At 49.1% G+C, this 20,698-nt stretch carries 17 protein-coding genes; 4 read left to right on the top strand and 13 right to left on the bottom strand.

Annotation, left to right across the window (positions count from 1 at the left end; genetic code table 11):
- Nucleotides 1-37 precede the first annotated feature (37 nt).
- From TK45_RS07480 to TK45_RS07460, 5 genes are all read right to left on the bottom strand, one after another.
- A complete protein-coding gene (locus TK45_RS07480) occupies nucleotides 38-544 on the bottom strand; it encodes a DUF2199 domain-containing protein (protein WP_131258025.1) in 507 nt (168 codons plus the stop codon).
- Nucleotides 545-662: 118 nt separating this feature from the next.
- Nucleotides 663-1,091: a hypothetical protein gene (locus TK45_RS07475; protein WP_131258024.1), complete on the bottom strand. Its 429-nt coding sequence runs from the start codon at nucleotides 1,089-1,091 to the stop codon at nucleotides 663-665.
- Between the two features lie 517 nt (nucleotides 1,092-1,608).
- Entirely contained in the window at nucleotides 1,609-2,019 is a 411-nt protein-coding gene (locus TK45_RS07470) for a hypothetical protein (RefSeq protein WP_131258023.1), read from the bottom strand.
- Between the two features lie 115 nt (nucleotides 2,020-2,134).
- A complete protein-coding gene (locus TK45_RS07465; protein ID WP_131258022.1) occupies nucleotides 2,135-2,896 on the bottom strand; it encodes a cyclodeaminase/cyclohydrolase family protein in 762 nt (253 codons plus the stop codon).
- 108 nt (nucleotides 2,897-3,004) lie between these two features.
- On the bottom strand, nucleotides 3,005-3,286 hold the full coding sequence (locus TK45_RS07460; protein ID WP_131258021.1) for a hypothetical protein: 282 nt from the start codon (nucleotides 3,284-3,286) through the stop codon (nucleotides 3,005-3,007).
- Nucleotides 3,287-3,530: 244 nt separating this feature from the next.
- Here TK45_RS07460 and TK45_RS07455 point away from each other — a divergent pair, with 244 nt between their 5' ends.
- The gene (locus TK45_RS07455) at nucleotides 3,531-4,508 is read left to right on the top strand and encodes an integron integrase (RefSeq protein ID WP_131258169.1); all 978 of its coding nucleotides are present in this window, start codon (nucleotides 3,531-3,533) and stop codon (nucleotides 4,506-4,508) included.
- 74 nt (nucleotides 4,509-4,582) lie between these two features.
- Entirely contained in the window at nucleotides 4,583-5,737 is a 1,155-nt protein-coding gene (locus tag TK45_RS07450) for a cation:proton antiporter (RefSeq protein ID WP_131258020.1), read from the top strand.
- A gap of 3 nt (nucleotides 5,738-5,740) precedes the next feature.
- Here TK45_RS07450 and TK45_RS07445 read toward each other — a convergent pair whose 3' ends face one another.
- From TK45_RS07445 to sppA, 7 genes are all read right to left on the bottom strand, one after another.
- Nucleotides 5,741-6,874: a GGDEF domain-containing protein gene (locus TK45_RS07445; RefSeq protein WP_254426561.1), complete on the bottom strand. Its 1,134-nt coding sequence runs from the start codon at nucleotides 6,872-6,874 to the stop codon at nucleotides 5,741-5,743.
- A 34-nt stretch (nucleotides 6,875-6,908) separates the two neighbouring features.
- Entirely contained in the window at nucleotides 6,909-9,986 is a 3,078-nt protein-coding gene (locus tag TK45_RS07440; RefSeq protein ID WP_131258019.1) for an efflux RND transporter permease subunit, read from the bottom strand.
- On the bottom strand, nucleotides 9,973-13,275 hold the full coding sequence (locus TK45_RS07435; RefSeq protein WP_131258018.1) for an efflux RND transporter permease subunit: 3,303 nt from the start codon (nucleotides 13,273-13,275) through the stop codon (nucleotides 9,973-9,975). Before TK45_RS07435 ends, TK45_RS07440 begins: the two co-directional genes overlap by 14 nt.
- Before the next feature lie 10 nt (nucleotides 13,276-13,285).
- Nucleotides 13,286-14,353: an efflux RND transporter periplasmic adaptor subunit gene (locus tag TK45_RS07430; protein ID WP_131258017.1), complete on the bottom strand. Its 1,068-nt coding sequence runs from the start codon at nucleotides 14,351-14,353 to the stop codon at nucleotides 13,286-13,288.
- Between the two features lie 321 nt (nucleotides 14,354-14,674).
- Nucleotides 14,675-15,232: a mechanosensitive ion channel domain-containing protein gene (locus TK45_RS07425; RefSeq protein WP_131258016.1), complete on the bottom strand. Its 558-nt coding sequence runs from the start codon at nucleotides 15,230-15,232 to the stop codon at nucleotides 14,675-14,677.
- Between the two features lie 71 nt (nucleotides 15,233-15,303).
- Nucleotides 15,304-15,513 carry a cold-shock protein gene (locus tag TK45_RS07420; protein WP_131258015.1) on the bottom strand — a complete coding sequence of 70 codons (210 nt, stop codon included), beginning with the start codon at nucleotides 15,511-15,513 and terminating at the stop codon, nucleotides 15,304-15,306.
- 269 nt (nucleotides 15,514-15,782) lie between these two features.
- Nucleotides 15,783-17,639, bottom strand: coding sequence for a signal peptide peptidase SppA (sppA, locus tag TK45_RS07415; RefSeq protein WP_131258014.1), 1,857 nt, complete (start codon nucleotides 17,637-17,639; stop codon nucleotides 15,783-15,785).
- 147 nt (nucleotides 17,640-17,786) lie between these two features.
- Between sppA and TK45_RS07410 the strand changes: the two genes are divergently transcribed.
- The gene (locus TK45_RS07410; protein WP_131258013.1) at nucleotides 17,787-19,814 is read left to right on the top strand and encodes an NADPH-dependent 2,4-dienoyl-CoA reductase; all 2,028 of its coding nucleotides are present in this window, start codon (nucleotides 17,787-17,789) and stop codon (nucleotides 19,812-19,814) included.
- On the opposite strand, the gene TK45_RS07405 is transcribed toward TK45_RS07410, so the two are convergent.
- Nucleotides 19,807-19,986, bottom strand: coding sequence for a hypothetical protein (locus TK45_RS07405; RefSeq protein ID WP_131258012.1), 180 nt, complete (start codon nucleotides 19,984-19,986; stop codon nucleotides 19,807-19,809). The genes TK45_RS07410 and TK45_RS07405 overlap by 8 nt on opposite strands.
- A 60-nt stretch (nucleotides 19,987-20,046) precedes the next feature.
- Here TK45_RS07405 and TK45_RS07400 point away from each other — a divergent pair, with 60 nt between their 5' ends.
- Nucleotides 20,047-20,655 (top strand): DoxX family protein, encoded by a 609-nt coding sequence (locus tag TK45_RS07400; RefSeq protein ID WP_131258011.1) that lies wholly within the window; start codon nucleotides 20,047-20,049, stop codon nucleotides 20,653-20,655.
- The last annotated feature ends 43 nt before the right edge of the window (nucleotides 20,656-20,698 follow it).

Raw genomic sequence — 20,698 nt, 5'->3', positions numbered from 1 at the left:
CGTCCTAGCGACCAAAGGGAGCGAGTGATGCGCCTTGTTAGCCATGCATTGCCGACTCTGCAATTTTCTGCGCTTTTTCAATACTGATTCCATTAACTTGGTCATGGTAAAGCTCGTGACCAGTTTCTTGCAGACAAAGATATGGACGAGCTCCATCTGCTTGTGGATGCACATCCGTCGCTAGAAAGTGTGTGGACTTATAATATGGTAGTGCACTGCAAAACCAACCAAAATACCCACGTTCTAAATCAGGTTCATCCCAAGTTTCAAGGTAATGCTCATAACTTTCTTTACTAAGAGAAACCCATACGCCCCACATGAACGGCTCGGTAACTCCGTGAATAGGAATTTTAATTATTACTCTCACAAAATAGTGTGTACCGTCTTCGTCAGTATAAAAACAAAGGTCATCACTAATCTTTCCTTGCTCTTTTACTTCGTCGGGTTGCCAAAGCCAAGGATCCGGGGCTTTGAATCCAAAGCTCGGTGAACCCTCGTGAAGCTCACCGCAACATGAGCATTTAAAACTAAATATTCCTGCCATAACTCTGACTCTTATTGCTGGCTAACGCTAAGCTTTGGGGCGCAGGCACGGGGCTATAATCGCGAAGCGGCCCTGTGTGTGCGTCCCAGCGAACGAAGTGAGTGACAATAGTGTATTGTTAGCTGCCATATACACCCTTCTCAAATTTCTCCTTGGCGAGAATGTATATGTTCTTTTCTCCGCACTCTACCTTATACAGGTACTGCTTTTTAAGTGCAGATTGTTTTTCATTGACTAAAGTCATTTTATTCCAAGGGATTAGGCATTTTTGGGGAAATAAAAGGATAAGAGACTTCTTTTGCGCTATGAAAATGCCTTGTTCAATTGCTTTTATTGTTAACCAGGGGCGATATTCGCTATCTGAGTCTTGGATTGCAGTATTGTCGGAAAGGTAAATACTACTCGTTTTAAGTAAGGAATCATCGGGCACATTGATGCTTGTTTTATAGGTTCGAGCAATCTTAGGAAAAAGGCCAAGGTAGCTTTGCAAAAAGTTTGTCAGTGCAAATAGAGCTACAAAGCAAGTAGCAAGAAAAACAAAGCTCAAAATTAGTCTTCCAAATTGACTGAGTTTAGAGGGCAGCTAACGCCGACAGCAAGGGCGGAGCGAAACTTAGTGTAGCGCAGTCCTTGCTAGACTGGCGTTGTTATACGGATTTATACCCAGAACTGCCACCACTTTTTTGAATTGCGCAATTCTCTTTGTCTCTCTCTGTAAATTGCTATGTTTTCTGAAACAGATCTTTCTTCGGTAGCAATTCTGTATTCCTCCAAGCGAACCTCTTTCAGATGTTTCATGTATGACCTACATTCTTTGTTAAATAAAATTAGTTCGGAGAATAAAATAAACAATAGGCTGCAGAAAAATGTGAATAATTTATAGTCCCAATCAAAAAGAAAGCTGTAGCTCAGACTTAAATGCGCAATAAGATTTATGGGGAGTCGGCCATATTTTCGTAATTCGTAACTTTCTGGCTTTTTCATACTAATCCGTATAACGCTTTAAACAGCGGAAAACGCGAGCGTAGCGAGTGGTTTTCCGCTGATTTAACTTGTTATATTTACTATTTAACGTTAACGAGTTCATACCAGTATTCAAAAGGAGGTGATGGATATTTTATTTCCTTTATTCCATTTAAGAAGCAAGCCGCTGCTTTACCTGAGGTTGGAGAACGAGAGTCTATAACGTTCCCCTTGCTATCAAGTACAAAAACGAACTGAAATGCATCTTTGCCTTCATCTTCCAACATAGCTCGGCACTTTTTAGCTAGTGGAGGCCAATGCTTATTGTGCTCTGTTACTAAGGCCTTTGATTCATATTTATAGCCTTGTGTGGATGCTAACTGGCTATAGTGACGTTCGACCAACTCACTATAATTCAAGCTTTTTTGAAAAGTGTAATCAGGATGAATATTGTCTGAAGAATTGCATCCGGCAAGCAAAATGAAACAACTAAGGAAAAGCACTATTCTCATTTAAACCTCCAATGTCTGAGAGTAAATATAACGCCCAGCACAGCGGCTGGAAAAGCTGGCACGTAATTGCGCAGCAATTTGAGTGACAGGTTTGACAGTCCGTTGCTGCTGCTTGTTAAACGTCATCTATATTAAACTGCATTGTTTCTACAACTTCAGAGCTTAGTGCGCCTACTCTTGTGAAAGCTTCGATTTGCTTTTTCTGGAGCTTCTCGTACATTTCATCACAAGCTTTCTTTTTATCTTTAGACCAATTTCTTCGGCTAAGTGAAACGAGATTTAAATTGATGATAAATATCGAAGACGTAACACCGGCTATTGCCGCGCTGATTGCTGCACCGGAGTCTCCTCTCACGGCAGTATAGGCCTTATCGAAAATGAAATTTCCATGATCAATCAATTTAAAACACTGATCTGAAATTCGAAAAACAAAGCCAGTTACATGTTGTAACTTATCTAATGATTCTTTGCTATATTTTGATTGCAATTCTTTGTTGCCGTCATTTCCTGCCTGAATCCTCTGCTTTCTTAGCTCGACGACTTGTTCAAATTCCTTAGAGTCTTCTTCGAAAAGGTATTTCAACTCGGGCTCAATATTATTCTTAATGTCATCAATTATGAATTGAAATTGATTCTCAAAAGGAATGAATTTTAATTGATTTGATTTAATAGTACCGTCATCAATTGCGCGTTTTTCTTGGGCGGCTTTTTTGATGCTCAGGCTGCAAACTGTAATTATTAGCTTTCCAGCCAATATTCCCATAAGCGCAGCTGCGCTTCCTGATCCCGGTGCAGAGTTTCCCGCGCCAAAGTCGTCCAACAGGCCATTTACTGATTTATCCAAAAGACTGCTGGTTGTTACTAGGCCTTTATCCATATTGTCGCTTTATCCTGATATCGAAATGACGTTTAACGCCGGTGGCAAGGGCGAGCGAATGCGAGTCCCGCGGCGATAGCCGCATATTGGCCACCCTTGTTATAAATTCTATTCAATATTTTTACACTGCCCGATGTAACTCGTACCGACGCAATCTGCCGGCAGAATTCCAAAAACAGGACAACCAAAGGCAAACTGCTTTGTAGACAAGATTTCGTATCCATTTTCGCAAATTTTGGCCTTATCAACTTCCTCTTCTACTATCGCCTGATGATCTCCATCGAAGCGAAAGATATCTACACTAAATCTATCGTCTTGCTGCTCTACTCGAGGGTTCATTGAGCACCCTGTACCAATAGCAACTAATAGTGAAATCATCATCCATCGCAAGCGCGTTACCTCAACAATTTATAACAATTTAATAGTGCGCGATTGGGTCGTTTTTCTGCCGACGCGTCGCGCGTTTTTCTCCTTCGCCATTTTTAACAGATCCCGTAAGTGATTGCTATACAGTGAATTTTTATCTGTGTTGCCAATTTGCAACGGGACAAAAACGACCCAATGGGTCGTTTTCTTGAATATAGGGGAAATGCTACTATAACTGTATATATGTACAGTTGCATGTATGAAGATCATGAACTCAAGATCTCCTTTCTTAAACCACATCTCGGAGTACATGCTGTTTAGGCATTATTCTATCAGGACGGTGTCAACCTACTTAAAGTGGATTTCGGCATTTATCTGTTTTCATGGGAAACGCCATCCAGCGTCAATGGGGGATAATGAGGTAGAGCAATACTTAGAGTATTTAGCTCTAAACGCCAATGTGCCACCACGTACCCAGGCCACGGCGCTAAATTCTTTATCATTCCTGTACAAGCATATTATTAAAAACGAGCTGTCGCCGAGTCTGAATTTTGCCAAGTGCAGCCGCCAGCCAAAGCTACCTATTGTTCTCACCCCGGATGAAGTAAAGTTGCTTATGTCCAGATTGAGTAAGCGTTACTATTTAATAGCCGCACTCATGTATGGTAGCGGTCTGCGCAGTATGGAGGCAGTCCAACTGCGGGTTCAGGATATCGACTTTGACTACAAATGTGTCAGGGTTTGGAATGGTAAAGGCAACAAGCACCGCATCGTTACTTTGGCAGTTGAACTTGTCCCCTTAATCAGAAACCAAATCATTCAGGTGAATGAGTATCTGCAACTGGATATTCAAAATAAACGCTATGCAGGTGTATGGATGCCTCATGCACTGGCGAAGAAGTATCCCTCTGCAAATAAATCACTTGCCTGGCAATACTTATTTCCTTCCCATTATCTTAGCGCGGACCCTGCAACCGGAGAAATCAGGCGGCATCATTTTCATCCCACCGGCGTACGTAAAGCGATAAAGCGTGCTGTAGAAGCTGCGGGTTTGGTTAAGCCCGTTACGCCTCATACGCTCAGGCATTCATTTGCCACCCACCTGCTGCAAAGTGGCGCTGATATAAGGACAGTACAGGCGCAGTTGGGGCACTCTGATGTTAAAACTACGCAAATCTATACCCACGTGTTGCAGCAGGGAGCAAATGGTGTGGTAAGCCCGTTGAGCCGATTGGTGCAGGCGTAACCCGACAATACTTGATCCTGATGCTACCTCCTTGTTGCACATTCTGCTCTAATGGTTGTGAATGAGGAGGGCCGATGGACAAACAAGCTGGCTGGTTGATGTTGATAGGCGGATTTTTTCTGATTACGTTGCTGATCAGTCCCCTGGCACGTCGATTTAATATTCCCCGGGCGTCGCTGTTTATCTTAAGTGGTATGTTGGTGGGGCAGCTTGCGGGTGACTCGTTAAATGGCCATACCACCTTGTGGTTTGACAGTATCAGCTCGGTAACGTTACTGATTGTCGGCTACTTGCTCGGCACCAAACTTACCCTGGACTACCTGCAGCAATATGCCCGCAGTGTGACGCTGATTACCCTGAGCGTCACGCTGGGCACGTTTTTTATCGTTACCCTTGGGTTGTACTGGCTGGGTTTACCTTTTTCTATGGCGGCGATCTTTGCGGTACTGGCCGCCGCGACCGATCCTGCCGCCACCTATGATGTAATTCGCCAAACTGGCATCGACAACCGTTTTACCCGGCTTTTACAGGGCATTGTGGCGCTGGACGATGCTGCCGGGCTGATTCTCTTCTCACTGGTGATGGCGGGTTTGAGCCTGATGGGGCAAAACGATACCGGCTCGCCATTACTTACCTTGCTGTGGGAATTAGGCGGTGCGGTAACTCTGGGGGCTGTGATGGGGCTGGTATTGGTTTATCTGCTGGGCATGAAGGATGATCGTGATAACGTGTTTGTGGAGTCACTTGGCCTGATCTTTTTATGCGGCGGGTTGGCGTTTTACCTGCACGTGTCGTTTCTGATGTCTGCCATGGTGATGGGCATGGTCGTGGTTAACCGCGCCCGGGAAAGTCAGGAGCATTTGCACGATATTGAATTCGTCGAGCAGCCCTTACTGGTGTTGTTTTTTATTCTGGCCGGTGCCAGTGCCACGTTGGATCAGGTTTGGCTGGTGGTGGATATTCTGCTGGCCTATGTGCTGCTGCGGATTGCGTCGCGGGTGATTGCGGCATGGATTGCGCCAAATACAGAGTTGAGCCATGTGCAGCGTTCCTGGCTGGGTTTGTCTCTTTTGCCGCAGGCCGGTGTGGCCTTGGGCATGGCGTTACTGGCCGGCCAGTATTTTCCCGAGCATCAGGATGTGCTGATTACCGTTACGGTGGCGGCGACGATTTTATTTGAGCTGATTGGGCCGTTGTTTACCTACCAAGGTATTAAACGCAGCCAGTAGGGGTTACACCACCTGATTACGGCCGCGCTGTTTGGCCAGATACAAATTCTCGTCAGCCAGTTTTAATGCGGCATTGATGTTGGTATCGGTTAGCGCGGTTGCTACGCCAAAACTGGCAGAAAGCGGTAAGCTGATGTCACCTTGCTTGAAGGGTTTATTGGCGATTTCCTGACGGATATTCTCAGCCAGTTTAACTGCGGTGCTTAAGCTAGTTTTCGGGTACAAAATCAAAAATTCTTCACCACCGGTGCGCGCTACCAGATCCGATTGGCGAATGTTGTTTTTCATTAATTCTGTAAGATAAATCAGTACGTTATCGCCTACGTCATGGCCAAATTGGTCATTAATTGCTTTGAAATGATCTGCATCGACCACCACTGCGCTTAGCGGGAAATAATCCACCGGGTTTTCCATCGCGCGTTCTAAATATACCGAGTCTAAAAACCGCCGGTTGGGCAGGCGGGTGAGGGGATCGGTATTGGCCTGACGCAACTTTTCCAGATTGTCTTTAGTGAGCTCATGATGGCTGCGCTGCCAAAAGTATTCGCCAATAAACGCGGTAAATATGAACGCTGTAAACGCCGCAAAAAAACGGCTCAGGTGCTCAGGCGGGTAACTGGCAGGAATATCTGCCTGATGAGCAATCAGATACAGCATACCCGCTACTGTCAGGGCAACGAACACAATGCCGATTTTGTAGCCGACAATAAAAACTTGAATCAGTATTAACGGGAATATCCAGTACAGGCCGGTATTCTGATGCCCCCCTGAATATGTCAGCCCCAGTACAATAAGCGAGTCCAGCACCGCTGCGATGTAGTAAAAAATCGGTTTGTGCTGGTAGATATTCGACAGCCCCGCATTGGCAAACGCCAGAATAGCGCCCGCAAATAACATCGTCAGGAGCGGCCAGTTGTGGCTACTGAAGTCATTGATAGCGAATAGCAGCATAAAACTGCCACCCACGTAGGAAATAAAATAAAACGTCAGACGGCGACGCTTTTCTTCGGCATTTAATGCGGAATTAGATTCTTGAAAATGATGCCAGAACGACAAATCCAAACTGGGTTTTCCGGTAGCGGGAAGATAGGTAAAGCGTAGTAATAAATAGGGGGTTGTAACAACCGGATTAAACAAAAAGGCCACCTGATGGTGGCCTTGTTTTAATTTATTACTGTGGGGTGCCAATCACGGGCAGTTGACGAATGGTACGCCGTACCGAGCCCAATACGCCTGCTGTCTTCTGACGTAACTTCAGTAACAACAGATAGGTCAGTGGCAGCAGCAACAAACTGGTTGCCGTGGAAACGATCAGGCCGCCGATAATCGCAATAGCCATTGGCGCATAGGGTGGGCCATCGCCACCGATTTGCGTGCCCCCCATGGCCAGCGGCACCAGCCCAAGCACCGTGGTGCCAACGGTCATCAGTACCGGGCGAACCCGATCCAAACAGCCCTGTACGATGGCTGTGCGTACATCCATGCCACTGTCAATCAACTGATTGGTGCGATCGACCAGCACAATGCCGTTATTCACCACTATGCCCATCAGGATCAGCATGCCTATCATTCCCATCACACCCATGTTGGTGCCGGTCAGAATAAATGCCAGGAATACCCCGGTGAAGGAGAATACCAGTGAGGTGATCACGGCGGTGGGCAGTAAAATGGACTCGAACAGTGCCGCCATCACAACATAGATCATGCATACCGCCAGTAACATATTGGTCAGCATCACGTTCTCCGCCTGCTCCTGGCGGCGGAAGCTGCCATCCAGCGTCCAGCTGTAGCCATCGGGCAGGGCAATGTGTTGCATCACGTTTTCGATGCTCTTACGCGCTTCCTCCAGGGTAAAGTCTTCCTTGAGGTTGGCGCCGATGCTCAGTGCCGTTTGACGATAGAAACGATTAACCTGCGACAGACGGGGTGACACCGTCAGGCTAGCCACCATATCCAGCGTGACATTCTGGGTGCCGACGCGGGTCAGCGGCAGGTTTTTCAGCAAGGCCACCGAATGTTGCAGGTTTTCATCAAACAACATGCGAATGTTGACTTCACCACGCTCATCGTTGCGGAACGTACGCAGGTTGGAACCCCGCAGCGCCGTGGACACCACTGAACCAATAGTTTGTGCATCCAGCCCGAATCGATAGGCTTTTTGGCGGTCGATGGTCAGTTGTAGTTCGTACTTTTTCTCACCGATATCGGTGCGTACGTCCTGCAGGCCTTCGATATTGCCCAAAACGGGTACCAGGTTATCGGCGATTTTCATCAGTACGTCAGATGAGGTGCCCAGCAGGGTCAGGCGCACGCCGCCACCGTTGCTGTCATCCCATTTAAAGCTGGGGTTGGCGCGGGGCAGTTTGGGCATGTCTTTGAGGATCATGTCACGCAACTCTGCTTGCGGAATGGGTAGGTCTTTTTGCAGGGAAATACCCGATACCGCCTGACCCGGCGTGTACCAGCTATACACCTGCGTGATAAAGAATTTTTCCTGGTTGTCGTACAGGTACTTTTCAACCGCACTGACTGTTTTTTCCACCTCTTCCAGCGAGTAACTGGCGTTGATGTTGTAGTTCAGCCACACCCGGTTATTACCGTGATCGCCATCCTGATCTGACTTCACCATGCCTTGTAACACAATGGTGCCGGCAACCAGCAAAATCGCGATAAACAAGGCGCGGTACTGATAGAACAAGGTCCATTCCACCGCTGATTTATACCAGGCCAGCATCCGTGATGGCTTTTGCTCGGCTTTGGGGCGGAAGGTGATTTTGGTCGACAGTAACGGGATCAGCGTTTGCGCAATCAGCAACGAGGCGAACAACGAGATACAAATCGCTATGGCCACGTGTTCAAGGAAAATGGTGATCTCCATTTTTTCCCCGACGATATTCGGTAAAAACACGATGGCAGTGGTGGCCGTACCGGCGATCATCGCCAGGCTCACCTTGCTCACGCCAGCCAGTGTCGCAGAACGGGGATTCGGGTTGCCTTCACGCTCGTGATAAATACTCTCGGTGACTACCACCGCGTTATCCACCAGCATGCCGACCGCCAGCAGCAGCCCCATCATCGACAGAATATTCAGCGAGTAGCCAAAGAAGTACATAAAGCCCAGTGTGATACACACCGAGAACGGCACCGACAGCACCACAATCAGGGTGGCGCGGAACTGACGCAGGAAGGCATATAGCACCAGCACCGATAACAGCGCACCAATTAAACCGGCATCCAGCAAATCGCTCAGCGATTGGGTGACGTTATCGGCCTGATTGCGCATGACAAACAGGTTAATGCCATCAAAGGTTGGATTGGTCTTGGCATCATCAATGACGGCCATGACTCGATCCGCGACCTCGACCAGATTACTGCCAGACTCACGATAGACGTTAAAACCCACCGCATAGGTTTGATCCAGATGGCGGCCTTCGGTGCGCTCCGGCGTTTCTAAACGCACGTCTGCCACATCCTGCAGACGAATGCCTTTGGCCACAAACAGTTCGCGGATTTCATCGATGGAGCGGTATTCACCCTGCGGGTTGATGGTGATTTTTTCGTTGTTATCGAAAAAATGCCCGGCCGTCATCGAGAAGTTGGCGTTGCGCAGAGTTTGCGCCAGCGTGTTGGGGTTCACATGCAAAGCCGCCATACGCTCGGAGTCGATGCGGATAGAGATCTGGCGTTTATCCACACCGTATAATTCTACCCGCGCGACACCCGGCACACGCTCTAGCTGCATTTTCAGGTTACGATCCAGCAGGTCGTAGGCGTTAGACAGATCTTTCTCTGACGAGACGCGCAACTGCACGATGGGTTCGTCTGAGGTGTTCCATTTGTAAACCATCACACGTTGCACGTCATCCGGCAGTAAATGGCGGATCGCATCGATTTTTTCACGGGCCTCAACGCTTTTCGCTTTGAGGTTTTCATCCCATTTGAATTCGATCATCACCTCAGAGCGGTCTTCGAATGAGAACGATTGCATCCGCTCTATGCCGGACATAGTCGCCAGTGCTTCTTCGACCGGTTTGGTGATCATCTTCTCAATTTCCACCGGGGTGGCATTGGGGTAGGGGGTCACCACCACAATAAACGGTACATCGATGGCCGGAAATTTTTCCAGTGGCAACAGGCGGCTGGCCGCAATGCCGAGCAATAGCAGTGAGAAAAACAGCATGCCGATGGTAACAGGGCGGCGCAGGGCGAACGTGGCCAGCCCGGCGCTAACAGACTCAAGCTTGTTCATACGCACCCTCCACAGCAAAGGCTTTACGGTCAAACAGGCTGTACAGTACCGGGATAAGGAACAGGGTCAGCAAGGTAGCAAACATCAGACCGAAGATAACGGTAATGGCCATCGGCGCACGAATTTCCGCCCCTTCACCGACGCCCATCGCCATTGGTAATAAGCCTAACGTGGTGGTCAGTGTCGTCATCAGAATCGGACGTAATCGTGAACTGGCAGCCTGGAAAATCGCCTCGGCTTTATCCATGCCTTGTTCACGTAACTGATTGATGCGGTCAATGAGGACAATCGCGTTATTGACCACGATCCCCGCCAGCATTATCAGGCCGATAAACACAATCACTGAGATATTAGCGCCGGTCAGGAACAAGCCGTAAATCGACCCGGCACAGGCCAGCGGCACAGTGAACAGGATCAGGAACGGATGCAGCAGCGACTCAAACTGCGACGCCATCACGATGTAGACCAGGAAAATTGCCAGTCCCAGCGCGAACAACAGTGAGTTAAACGAACTTTCCATTTCCTCATTCTGACCACCGACGCGGGCAGACATGCTGGCCGGCAGATTCAGACGTTTTACCAGCGCATCGGCTTCAATGGCTGCTTCACCTAAGTCACCGTAGGCGAGATTGGCAGACACCACGACCACACGTTGTTGACCAATGCGGCTGATTTCTGACGGGCCAACGCTGGCCTGAATATCAGCCACCGCCGATAACGGTACGGCAGGGAATCCACCCGGATTAACAATCATATTGCCAATGTCGCTGCTGGAGTCACGCTGGGCTTCATCGGCGCGCACCAGAATGTCGACTTTGCGGTCATCCAGTGAGAATTTACTCGCTACTTCACCGCCAACTTTGGTGGCGATCAGTTTAGATACGCTGGGTGCATCCAGACCTAACTGCGCCAGACGGGCATGATCGAAATGGATACGCAGTTCGGGGTGACCGGCCTGCAGGTTGGATTTTACGTCTGCAAAGCGGTCATTTTGTTCTAGCAATGACACCATCTGGTCGCCGTAGCGGCGCAGACTGTTTAGGTCATAGCCGACGATTTCAATTTCCAGCGGCGTGGCGAAGCTAAACAGCGCCGGTTCGCCAAATTTGGCGTTAATACCGGCCTGATTGCGCAGGAAGCCACGCATTTTTTCAATCACCGCGGTGGTTTGATCTTTGTGTTCAGGCTTAAGCACCACATTTAAGCGGCCCCAGAAATCGCCGCCCTGACCCGGGCTGGCATTCATCAGGCTACCTGTACCGGCTAAAGAGTAGGTACGTGCAACCTGAGGTAATGTTTGGGTAAAGCCTGCCAGTTCACTTAACACCTCATCGGTATTTTCTAAACGGGCGCCGGATGGCAAGGTGACTTCCACATAAAACTCACCCTGTGCCATGGACGGGATTAATTCCATGCCTAATTGTGGCAGTAACGTAACCGACAAGGCACTGATGCCCACAATCGCGCCAAATACCAGGGTACGGGCTTGCATGGCACGTTTGAGGGCACCTTGGTACACACCTTCCAGTGCATCATAAATTTTGTTAAACAGCGCCGCGAACGGTTTGAATACCAGACCAAACGCTTTGCTGATCAAGGCTGCAATCGTGACTACAACAAAGCTGACAGCCATAAAGACATATTTAAACACCTGACCAATCGCCCAGAAAATCGCATTGATAAAGCGGCGCAGGTAGTAAAACAACTTGCCAAAAAAGCCACGCTGTACATTTTTATCCAGAGTAAAGCGGCTGCCTAAATCAACGGGGGCGTCAGGCTCAGCGTTTTTACGCTGGCCAATTTCACGGGCTGCCAGCATAGGAATGATGGTCAGTGCCACCACCAGCGACGCGGCCAGAGCGAAGGTTACCGTCAGCGCCTGATCGCGGAATAACTGGCCGGCAATCCCTTCCACAAACACCAGTGGGAAAAACACCGCAATGGTGGTCAGGGTTGATGCAACGATGGCCGTTGAGACTTCCTTGGTACCTTCACTGGCCGCGGTTTGAATCGAAACACCGCGTTTTTTCAGACGGTCGATGTTTTCCAATACCACGATGCTGTTATCCACCAGCAAACCAATCGCCAGGGCAATACCACCGAGACTCATAATGTTCAGGCTGATATCGTTACCATACATCAGGTTAAAGGTGGCGATGATAGACACCGGAATGGAGATCGAGATGATCAGGGTTGGCCAGATATTACGCAGGAACAGATACAGCACCAGCATGGCCAGCAAACCGCCAACAATACCGGCAGATTTTACTTCGCTGATCGCATTGGCAATAAAAGTTGATTGATCATACACCAACTGAATTTTGTAACCCGCCGGCAAATCTTTATTGATGGCTTGCAAACGTTTGCCGACGTTCTCTGCCACTTCCACGGTATTGGCATCGCCTTCTTTATAGATGGCAATTTCGATGCCTTCCAGCCCCTCAAAGCGGGTGACAGAGGTGCGCTCTTTGTGGGCATCGTGCACGTCGGCAATGTCACCTAAGCGAATATGACGACCATTACGGGTGGCGATAAACAAGTCGCGCATTTCATCCAGGCTTTCAAACTGGTTGAGCGTGCGCACCAGATATTCCTGATTGCCATCTTCTACACGGCCACCGGCACTGTTGATGTTTTCAGCACGCAGGCGGGTAACGATGTCGTTGGCACTGATGTCCAGTTGGCCAATACGCTGCTGGTCAAACAGTACCTGAATTTCGTTTTCCAGACCTCCACCGATTTGCACCGATGCGACGCCGGAAACAGATTCCAACTTAATTTTAAGTTGCTGCTCGGCGTAGGTACGCAAGGCCTTTAACTGAGCCATATCCATGGCTTTGGCACCACCATCTTCGGCGGTTTGCCCCAGACCAAAACGAATAATAGGATCCAGATTAGGGTTGAAACGCAGTAACACCGGGCGTTCCACATCCAGAGGGAGTTGCAGTATGTCCAGCTTTTCACGAACTTCCAGGCTGGCCATATCCATTTCCGTGCCCCATTCAAATTCCAGCAGCACGTCTGACTGGCCGGCTTTTGAGGTGGACTCTACGCGGCGTACGCCTTTTACCACGCCGATGGCTTCTTCAATGGGTTTAGATACCAGCTGTTCCACCTCACCCGGTGCTGCACCGGTGTAATTGGTGCGGATGGTCAGGGTAGGGTATGACAACTCGGGTAACAGATTAATCGACAGTTTTGATAGCGACACGAAGCCGAACAGTAGTACGGCGAAGGTAAACATCCAGATGGTGACTGGACGTTTTACCGAAATATCTACGATGCTCATGGCTGACTCCTTAGCCTTTTACCACTTCAACCGGGGCGTTGTCCTTGAGGTTGTGTTGACCGGTAATAACGACCTGCACACCGTCGCTTAAACCGTCCAGAATCTCGACCATACCGTTTTCCTGATAACCAACTTTAACCGGGGTCTTGGTTGCTACACCTTCTTTCACCACAAACACGTTCAGGGTCTGGTCGATATCCAGCAACGCATCGCGGGGCATCACCAGCGCGTTTTGGTGGGTGTCATAGTTAAGCTTTACTTCGGCAAACATACCGGATTTGAGCTTGGCATCATCGTTCGGTACACGCAGGGTCACTTTGAAGGTGCCGGTTTGCGCATCAATTACCGGGCTGATGCGCTCGACGAACGCATCTACCGTGGTGTTATTCAGGGCAGTCAGTTGCAGTGTGGCTTGCTGACCTTTGTGCACGCTGGCCAATTCTTTTTCAGGCAAATGCACAATGCCGTATAACACTTTTTGCTGCACGATATGGAACATACGCTCCCGTTGGAATGACTCAGTCAGGTTGCCTACTTTAGCGTTACGCTCGGCGATAAAACCGGCGATTGGGGCTTTGATGGTGGTTTCGGCTAAATCCAGTTTCGCCAACTCCAGTGCCGCTTTGGCCGCGTCATACTGGGCTTGCAGTTTATCCAGCGCATCATCACTAATCAGGTTCTTTTTGTGCATATCGCGCACTTTTTGCAATTCTTTCTGGATCCCAACCAGGTTGGCATCGGCACGCTTGAGATTCAGCTCGTAGCGCTCGGTTTCCAGTTGCGCCAGTACCTGGCCCTGCTCTACGTAATCGCCTTCTTCCACCATGATGTGATCAACGATGCCCGATGCACGCGCGACCACGAAGGCTTCTTCTTTGGCTTCTAACACGGCTGTGGTGGCATAGTTTTGCGAAATGGACGCGCGACTCAGGGTGGCAACTTCAACCGGAATCGCCAGCACGGCTTCTTTTTTGGATTCGGTGGTGTTAACCGCTTCGGCATCGCCGCAACCGGTTAATAATCCTGAACTGGCCAGCATGGCGGTAACGAGCAGTGATTTTACGAATTTGTGTTGCATGTTCTTCCCCTGATCTAAGTCGTGACACTGATTAGTGTGTTTACACCACTCATTGCACAGTGTGTGCCATACTTAAAAAGTCAATAAATACAATAAGTTAAACTGTTATGGACAATATGTTGTGCGAGGATGAGGCAGATTTTTAGCGATTATCGCTACTAATTAGCAAAAACAACCAATCCCCTGATAGCACTAAGTCGTCTGTCCAACGCGAATGGTTTAATTGTACGGAGAGATTTTTTGTAATGATGCTTTTTAGGTAAACAAAGATGTAACAACTCGTGTTACATCTTGATATAACCAACTGATTTTGAATGAAAATTAATCAGACTCAATAGCCGGACGCTTTTTCTCGTTATCGGCTGGGTTTAGCTGCAAGGTAGAGTCAGGGGTATTGCTTAATTTAATCACCGGCGTTTGCAGGATGAGATTATTCGGATAGGTGATCAGTTCACCGTTAGCGTGACGAATCAGTACATGAAAACTGGTGATTTCTTCAATCATGCCGGTCAGATCAAAGTCTTTGTTAACTATGCGGATGCGGTCACCGATCCGATACGGAAATTTAAAGAAAATCACCACACCTGCGGTCAGATTCGACAAAATCGACCACTGCGCAAATAGCGCGACACCTAAAATGGCAAACGCGGACGACATAAATACCACGAATTTGCCGTAATCAATTCCCAGAATCACGCTGGCCAGAAAGATAAACAATGCAGAATGGGCCACATGCATGATTTGCCGAATCATCAGTTTGCGCTGCATTGGGGTATTTTTACTGATAGCGATGCGCTCGATTGCATCGACAATCCAGCTGCGGGTAATCACATACACCAACAGTAATAACAGCAACAGAAACCAATCGGTTGATGACATCGTTTAACTCACCTCATTTGTGGGGAAAAAAAAAGGATGCCAGCGCATCCTTTTTAGCCTTAAAGCAGCTGTTACAGTGCTTGTACGTTAGCCGCCTGCAGGCCTTTCTGACCTTGCTCAGTATCATACGACACTTTTTGCCCTTCCGCTAAAGTGCGGAAACCGTCGCCGGTGATAGCACGGAAGTGAACAAAAACGTCTGCGCCGCCGTTGTCCTGGGTAATAAAACCAAAGCCCTTGGCTTCGTTAAACCATTTAACGGTGCCAGTTTGTTTGGACATAACATCTCCTAAATGTATTTTTTCGTTGAGTGAGTAAGGTCGATGTAGAGAACCGAAAATTACTGGTATTGGGGTAGGTGTGTCGCGATGACAAAATCTGTTTCAATATCCAAGCAAAACTACAGCAGGCATTTACATCATACCTGTGGTGCATCATAACAGCCTGAAATCTCGTGTAAATTTCTAAACCGTTTGAGAAAGGCTAAAAATTGTTATTTTTTGTGTAAAAGAAAGGCAACCCGGGGGTTGCCTTGCGTCATACAGATAATTTATTCGGCGCTGCAGGGCAGGCAGAATGCGTAGGTGCCCTGCGGATCGTTAAAGCGGGTTAACGAATCGAAACGCGACAGTGCCTGTCTGGCTAAAGTGAGCAGACCAGTATGTGGCGTGGTCACATTGGCTTTATCCAGCCAAACAGCGGCATTACCAAACAGCTTTTGCATCATGATTTCGTGTTCATTCAGCTCGCGCTGGATATATTTGGTGTCAAATTTATCCAGTTTGGCCAAATCAGCCGCCGCTTTGATGGCATCCGGCAAATAACCTAATTCATCAACCAGGCCGATTTCTTTGGCCGTACTGCCAATCCACACGCGTCCCTGAGCGATATGATCGACTTCTTCCGGACTCATGCCACGATCCTGACCAACCATCTGGATAAAGTTGTGGTAGGTGTGCTCGACACTGCGCTGGAAAATTTGACCGATGCGCGGATCCAGTGGGCGGGCGATGCTCATACCAGAGAAATCCGTAGTGCCTACGCCATCAGCGTGAACGCCCAGGTAATCCAGCGAGTTTTCAAATGTCAGGAACATGCCGAACACACCAATTGAGCCGGTAATGGTCGAAGGGGCTGCCCAGATTTGGTCTGCGCCGGAGGAAATCCAGTAACCACCCGAGGCCGCCACGCTGGCCATGGAAACCACCACTGGCTTGCCTTCGGCTTTAATTAAATCGATTTCTCGGCGAATGATATCTGAGGCAAACGCGCTGCCTCCCGGCGAGTCCACATACAGCACCACAGCTTTAACGCTGTCGTCCTGACGTGCTTTGCGCAGTAACATAGCGGTAGAGTCGCCGCCAATGCTGCCTTCTGGTTGGAAACCATCAAGAATATTGCCGCGTGCCGCGATAACCGCCACATTGTTGTCACCGTGTACTTTTGGGAATGGAGAACGAATCACCTGATCATAATCGTGATAGGTAATGTGGGTGTAACCGCGCTTGTTATCCGCCGGTTCGACGACTTCGGTAATGCTGGCAATCACTTCATCACGGGTCGCGAGGGCGTCTACCCAGCCATTATCTAACGCATACTGGGCAAAGCTGCCGTTGGCTTCATCAAATTTAGCCAGGAAGGATTCGATCTTTTCATCGAACTGGGCAATGTCTAAGCCACGGGCAGTGGCCACATTGGTTTTATACAGGCTCCACATCTCGCTTAACCAGGCCTGATTTGCTTCTTTGGCGGCCGGTGACATATCGTCACGAATGTATGGCTCAACGAATGATTTGTAGGTACCTACGCGGAAAATGTGGGTGGTGGCTTTGATTTTTTCCAACATGGATTTGAAGTACATGCCGTAGCTGCCGTAGCCATCAAACAGCAACACGCCCATGGGATTGAGATACACTTTGTCGGCGTGCGCCGCAATGTAATACTGACCCTGGCTGTAGTAGTCGCCGATGGCATAGACTGGTTTGCCGCTTTCTTTAAACTTGTCGATAGAGCGGGCAACCTGTTCCAGCTTATCCATACCGCCGGCCAGACCGCCTAAGTCCAGTATCAGTGCTTTTATGCGCTTGTCTTCTCGGGCATTGTCGATGGCGAAGATGACATCCGATAACAGAACTTCCGGCTCGTCTTCAGGTTGGTTGAACGCTTCTTGCAGGAATTTATCCAGTGGATCCACATAACGTTTCTGAATCACCAGATTGCCGTAGGGGTTGAGCACCAAAGCAGAGCCTTTCGGTACCACCATTTTTTCTTCGCCGCTGAATAAACTGATAAGGATAAAACCGGCGATTAACAGGAAGATAATATTGAAAAATGCTTTACGGCAGAAGTTCAGGGCCGTCCATAAACCCACGAAAATTCGCTTCGTCCAACTACTGTTTTGTGACATAAGGGCACGTATCCTCTTTTTACAGACCTTGAATCCTAACAAATTTTTTGCATAGTGAAATCAATCAAATGTAATCAATTATGAATTACCGCTTTGCTGATTTTTTCGATACACTGAGACAATCACAGGTAAGACCAGTAGAAAATTATGACAACAAATGCCCTGTATCCACATTTATTTGCGCCGTTAGATTTAGGCTTTACGACACTGAAAAACCGCACCCTGATGGGCTCGATGCACATCGGCTTAGAGGAAGAAAAGGATGGTCATGCAAAAATGGCTGCCTTTTACGCCGAACGTGCAGCAGGAGGTGTTGGCCTTATCGTTACCGGTGGTATCAGTCCTAACCGCGAAGGTTGGGTTATGCCGTTTGCCGCGCGAATGGCGAAAAGTAAGCACGCTAAAGCCCATGAGGTGATTACCGACGCGGTGCACGCCCACGATGGCAAAATTTGTATGCAGATCCTGCACACCGGGCGTTATGGTTATCATCCGTTGGCGGTTGCGCCATCGGCTATTAAAGCGCCGATTAGCCCGTTTAAACCTCGTGCTATGTCCAAATTCGGGATCCGCAGTACAGTCAAAGACTACGCCAAGTGCGCCAAACTGGCGCACCAGGCCGGTTACGACGGCGTTGAGATTATGGGCTCAGAAGGGTATTTGATTAACCAGTTTATTTGTCCACGCACCAACCAGCGTAGCGATGAATATGGTGGCTCGTTTGAAAATCGCGCCCGCTTCGCGCGCGAAATCGTGCAGGCCGTGCGCGACGCTGTCGGTCATGACTTTATTATTATCTTCCGCTTATCCATGTTGGATCTGGTTGACGGTGGTAACCGCTGGGAAGAAGTGGTGCAAATGGCCAAATGGCTGGAACAGGACGGCGCCACGATAATCAACACCGGTATTGGCTGGCACGAAGCGCGGGTGCCTACCATTGCGACGTCCGTGCCTCGCGCGGCGTTTACCTGGGTGACGGAAAAGCTCAAAGGCGAAGTGTCACTGCCATTGATTACCACTAACCGAATCAATGATCCGGCCGTGGCTGAGCAGGTGCTGGCCAGCGGTCAGGCTGATATGGTCTCGATGGCCCGACCCTTCCTGGCCGATCCGGACTTTGTTAATAAAGCGGCGGCGGGGCAGGCCGAGCGTATCAATACCTGTATTGCGTGTAATCAGGCGTGTTTGGATCATGTGTTCGAGCGAAAGCGCGCCTCGTGTCTGGTCAATCCACGGGCGGGCTATGAAACCGAACTGAACTTCACCCTGACCAATCACAAGAAACGTCTGGCGGTGGTGGGGGCAGGTCCAGCCGGTCTGGCGTTTAGTTGTTACGCTGCCAGTCGTGGCCATGAAGTGCATGTATTTGATAAGGCAAGTGAAATTGGTGGGCAGTTTAACTTTGCCAAACAGGTGCCGGGCAAAGAAGAGTTTTACGAAACCCTGCGCTATTTCAAATATGAAATTGAGGCCACTGGCGTACAGGTACATTTGCAATCCGAACAAACCGTTGAGTCTTTATTGGAAGGCAAATTCGATGAAGTCATTCTGGCAACAGGGATCGTGCCACGTGCATTGAAGTTAGAAGGCGCGGATCATCCCAAAGTGCTGAGCTATCTGGATGTGCTGCGTGATCATAAACCGGTCGGACAAAAAGTTGCGGTAATCGGTGCCGGTGGTATCGGCTTCGATATTGCTGAATATCTGACAGAGCCAGATTCACTGGCGCTGCAACCCCAGCAGTGGATGAAAGCCTGGGGCATTGATAAAGAATATGCGCAGCGCGGCGCGGTGACCAAAGCCGAGCATCCACCTGCTGCCCGTGACGTGACGTTGCTGCAACGCAAAACGACTAAGGTCGGCGCGGGGCTGGGTAAAACCACTGGCTGGATCCATCGCAGCTCACTGCAACACAAAGGGGTGAAAATGATCCCGGGTGTTGAGTACCACAAAATTGATGATGCGGGCCTGCATATTTCTGTTAACGACAAGCCAATGCTGCTGGAAGTCGATAACGTGATTGTCTGTGCCGGTCAGGAACCGCTGCGTGCCTTATATGACGGATTGAACAATGCCGGTGTGAAAGTGCATCTGATTGGTGGTGCCGATGTGGCCGCTGAACTGGATGCCAAGCGCGCGATTCGTCAGGGCGCAGAACTGGCGGCGGCTATTTAAGCGCGTCCTGTTCAAGCCATTTGCGAATTAATAAGGCGATTCGCTGATGGTCTTCATCTGCCAGGCGAGCAAGAAAGCGCGCACTGCCGCTGCGGTGCGCGACGTTTTGGCGTTTAGCCTGATGTAATTGGGCTAACGCACCAGCGTTATGCGGTTTTTCTGGTGTTGTCATGAAATAAATCCCCGCTCAACACGCTCCTATGCAAAACACTCATTACAGCACAGGGACGTTATGTTCGCCTTATATCAGCAATCACTGCAAAAGCTTTCACATTTCGATGGCATCGGGCCATTACTACTACGTCTGTATCTGGCGCCGGTGTTATTGCAGGCCGGCTGGAACAAAGCCATGCATTTCGGCGATACGGTGAGTTGGTTTGAACATCCGTTAGAGCTGCCATTGCCGGGCCTGATGGCTGCGCTGGCGACCGGCACGGAAATTATCGGCGCTATTTTATTGCTGCTGGGGCTTGCCACCCGGTTAAGCGCCATTCCTTTGATGGTGACGATGCTGGTCGCGGCCTTTATCGTGCACTGGCAGAATGGCTGGCTGGCCATCGCGGATCCTTCCAGTTGGCTGGCCAGCGGTAATGAGGCGATAGCCAGTTCGGCTGAAAAACTCAACATGGCCCGCGATATTTTGCAACAGTATGGCCATTATGACTGGCTCACCAGTAGTGGTAATTTTGTCATCCTAAACAATGGGATAGAGTTCGCAGCTACCTACTTTTTAATGCTCCTGATGCTGTTATTCAGTGGCGGCGGTCGCTACACCAGTGTCGACTATTGGATTAAACGTCGGCTGATGGCGTCGAATAAAAATTTTGCAGAACCGCTTTAGAATGTGGGCAGTTCTGATATTTTTAGGCAGGACGTCCGATCTT

Source organism: Bowmanella sp. JS7-9 (assembly GCF_004329715.1).
Classification (GTDB): domain Bacteria; phylum Pseudomonadota; class Gammaproteobacteria; order Enterobacterales; family Alteromonadaceae; genus Pseudobowmanella; species Pseudobowmanella zhangzhouensis.
Note: the sequence above shows the minus strand (reverse complement) of the source record. Positions and strands in the feature narration are given on the sequence as shown.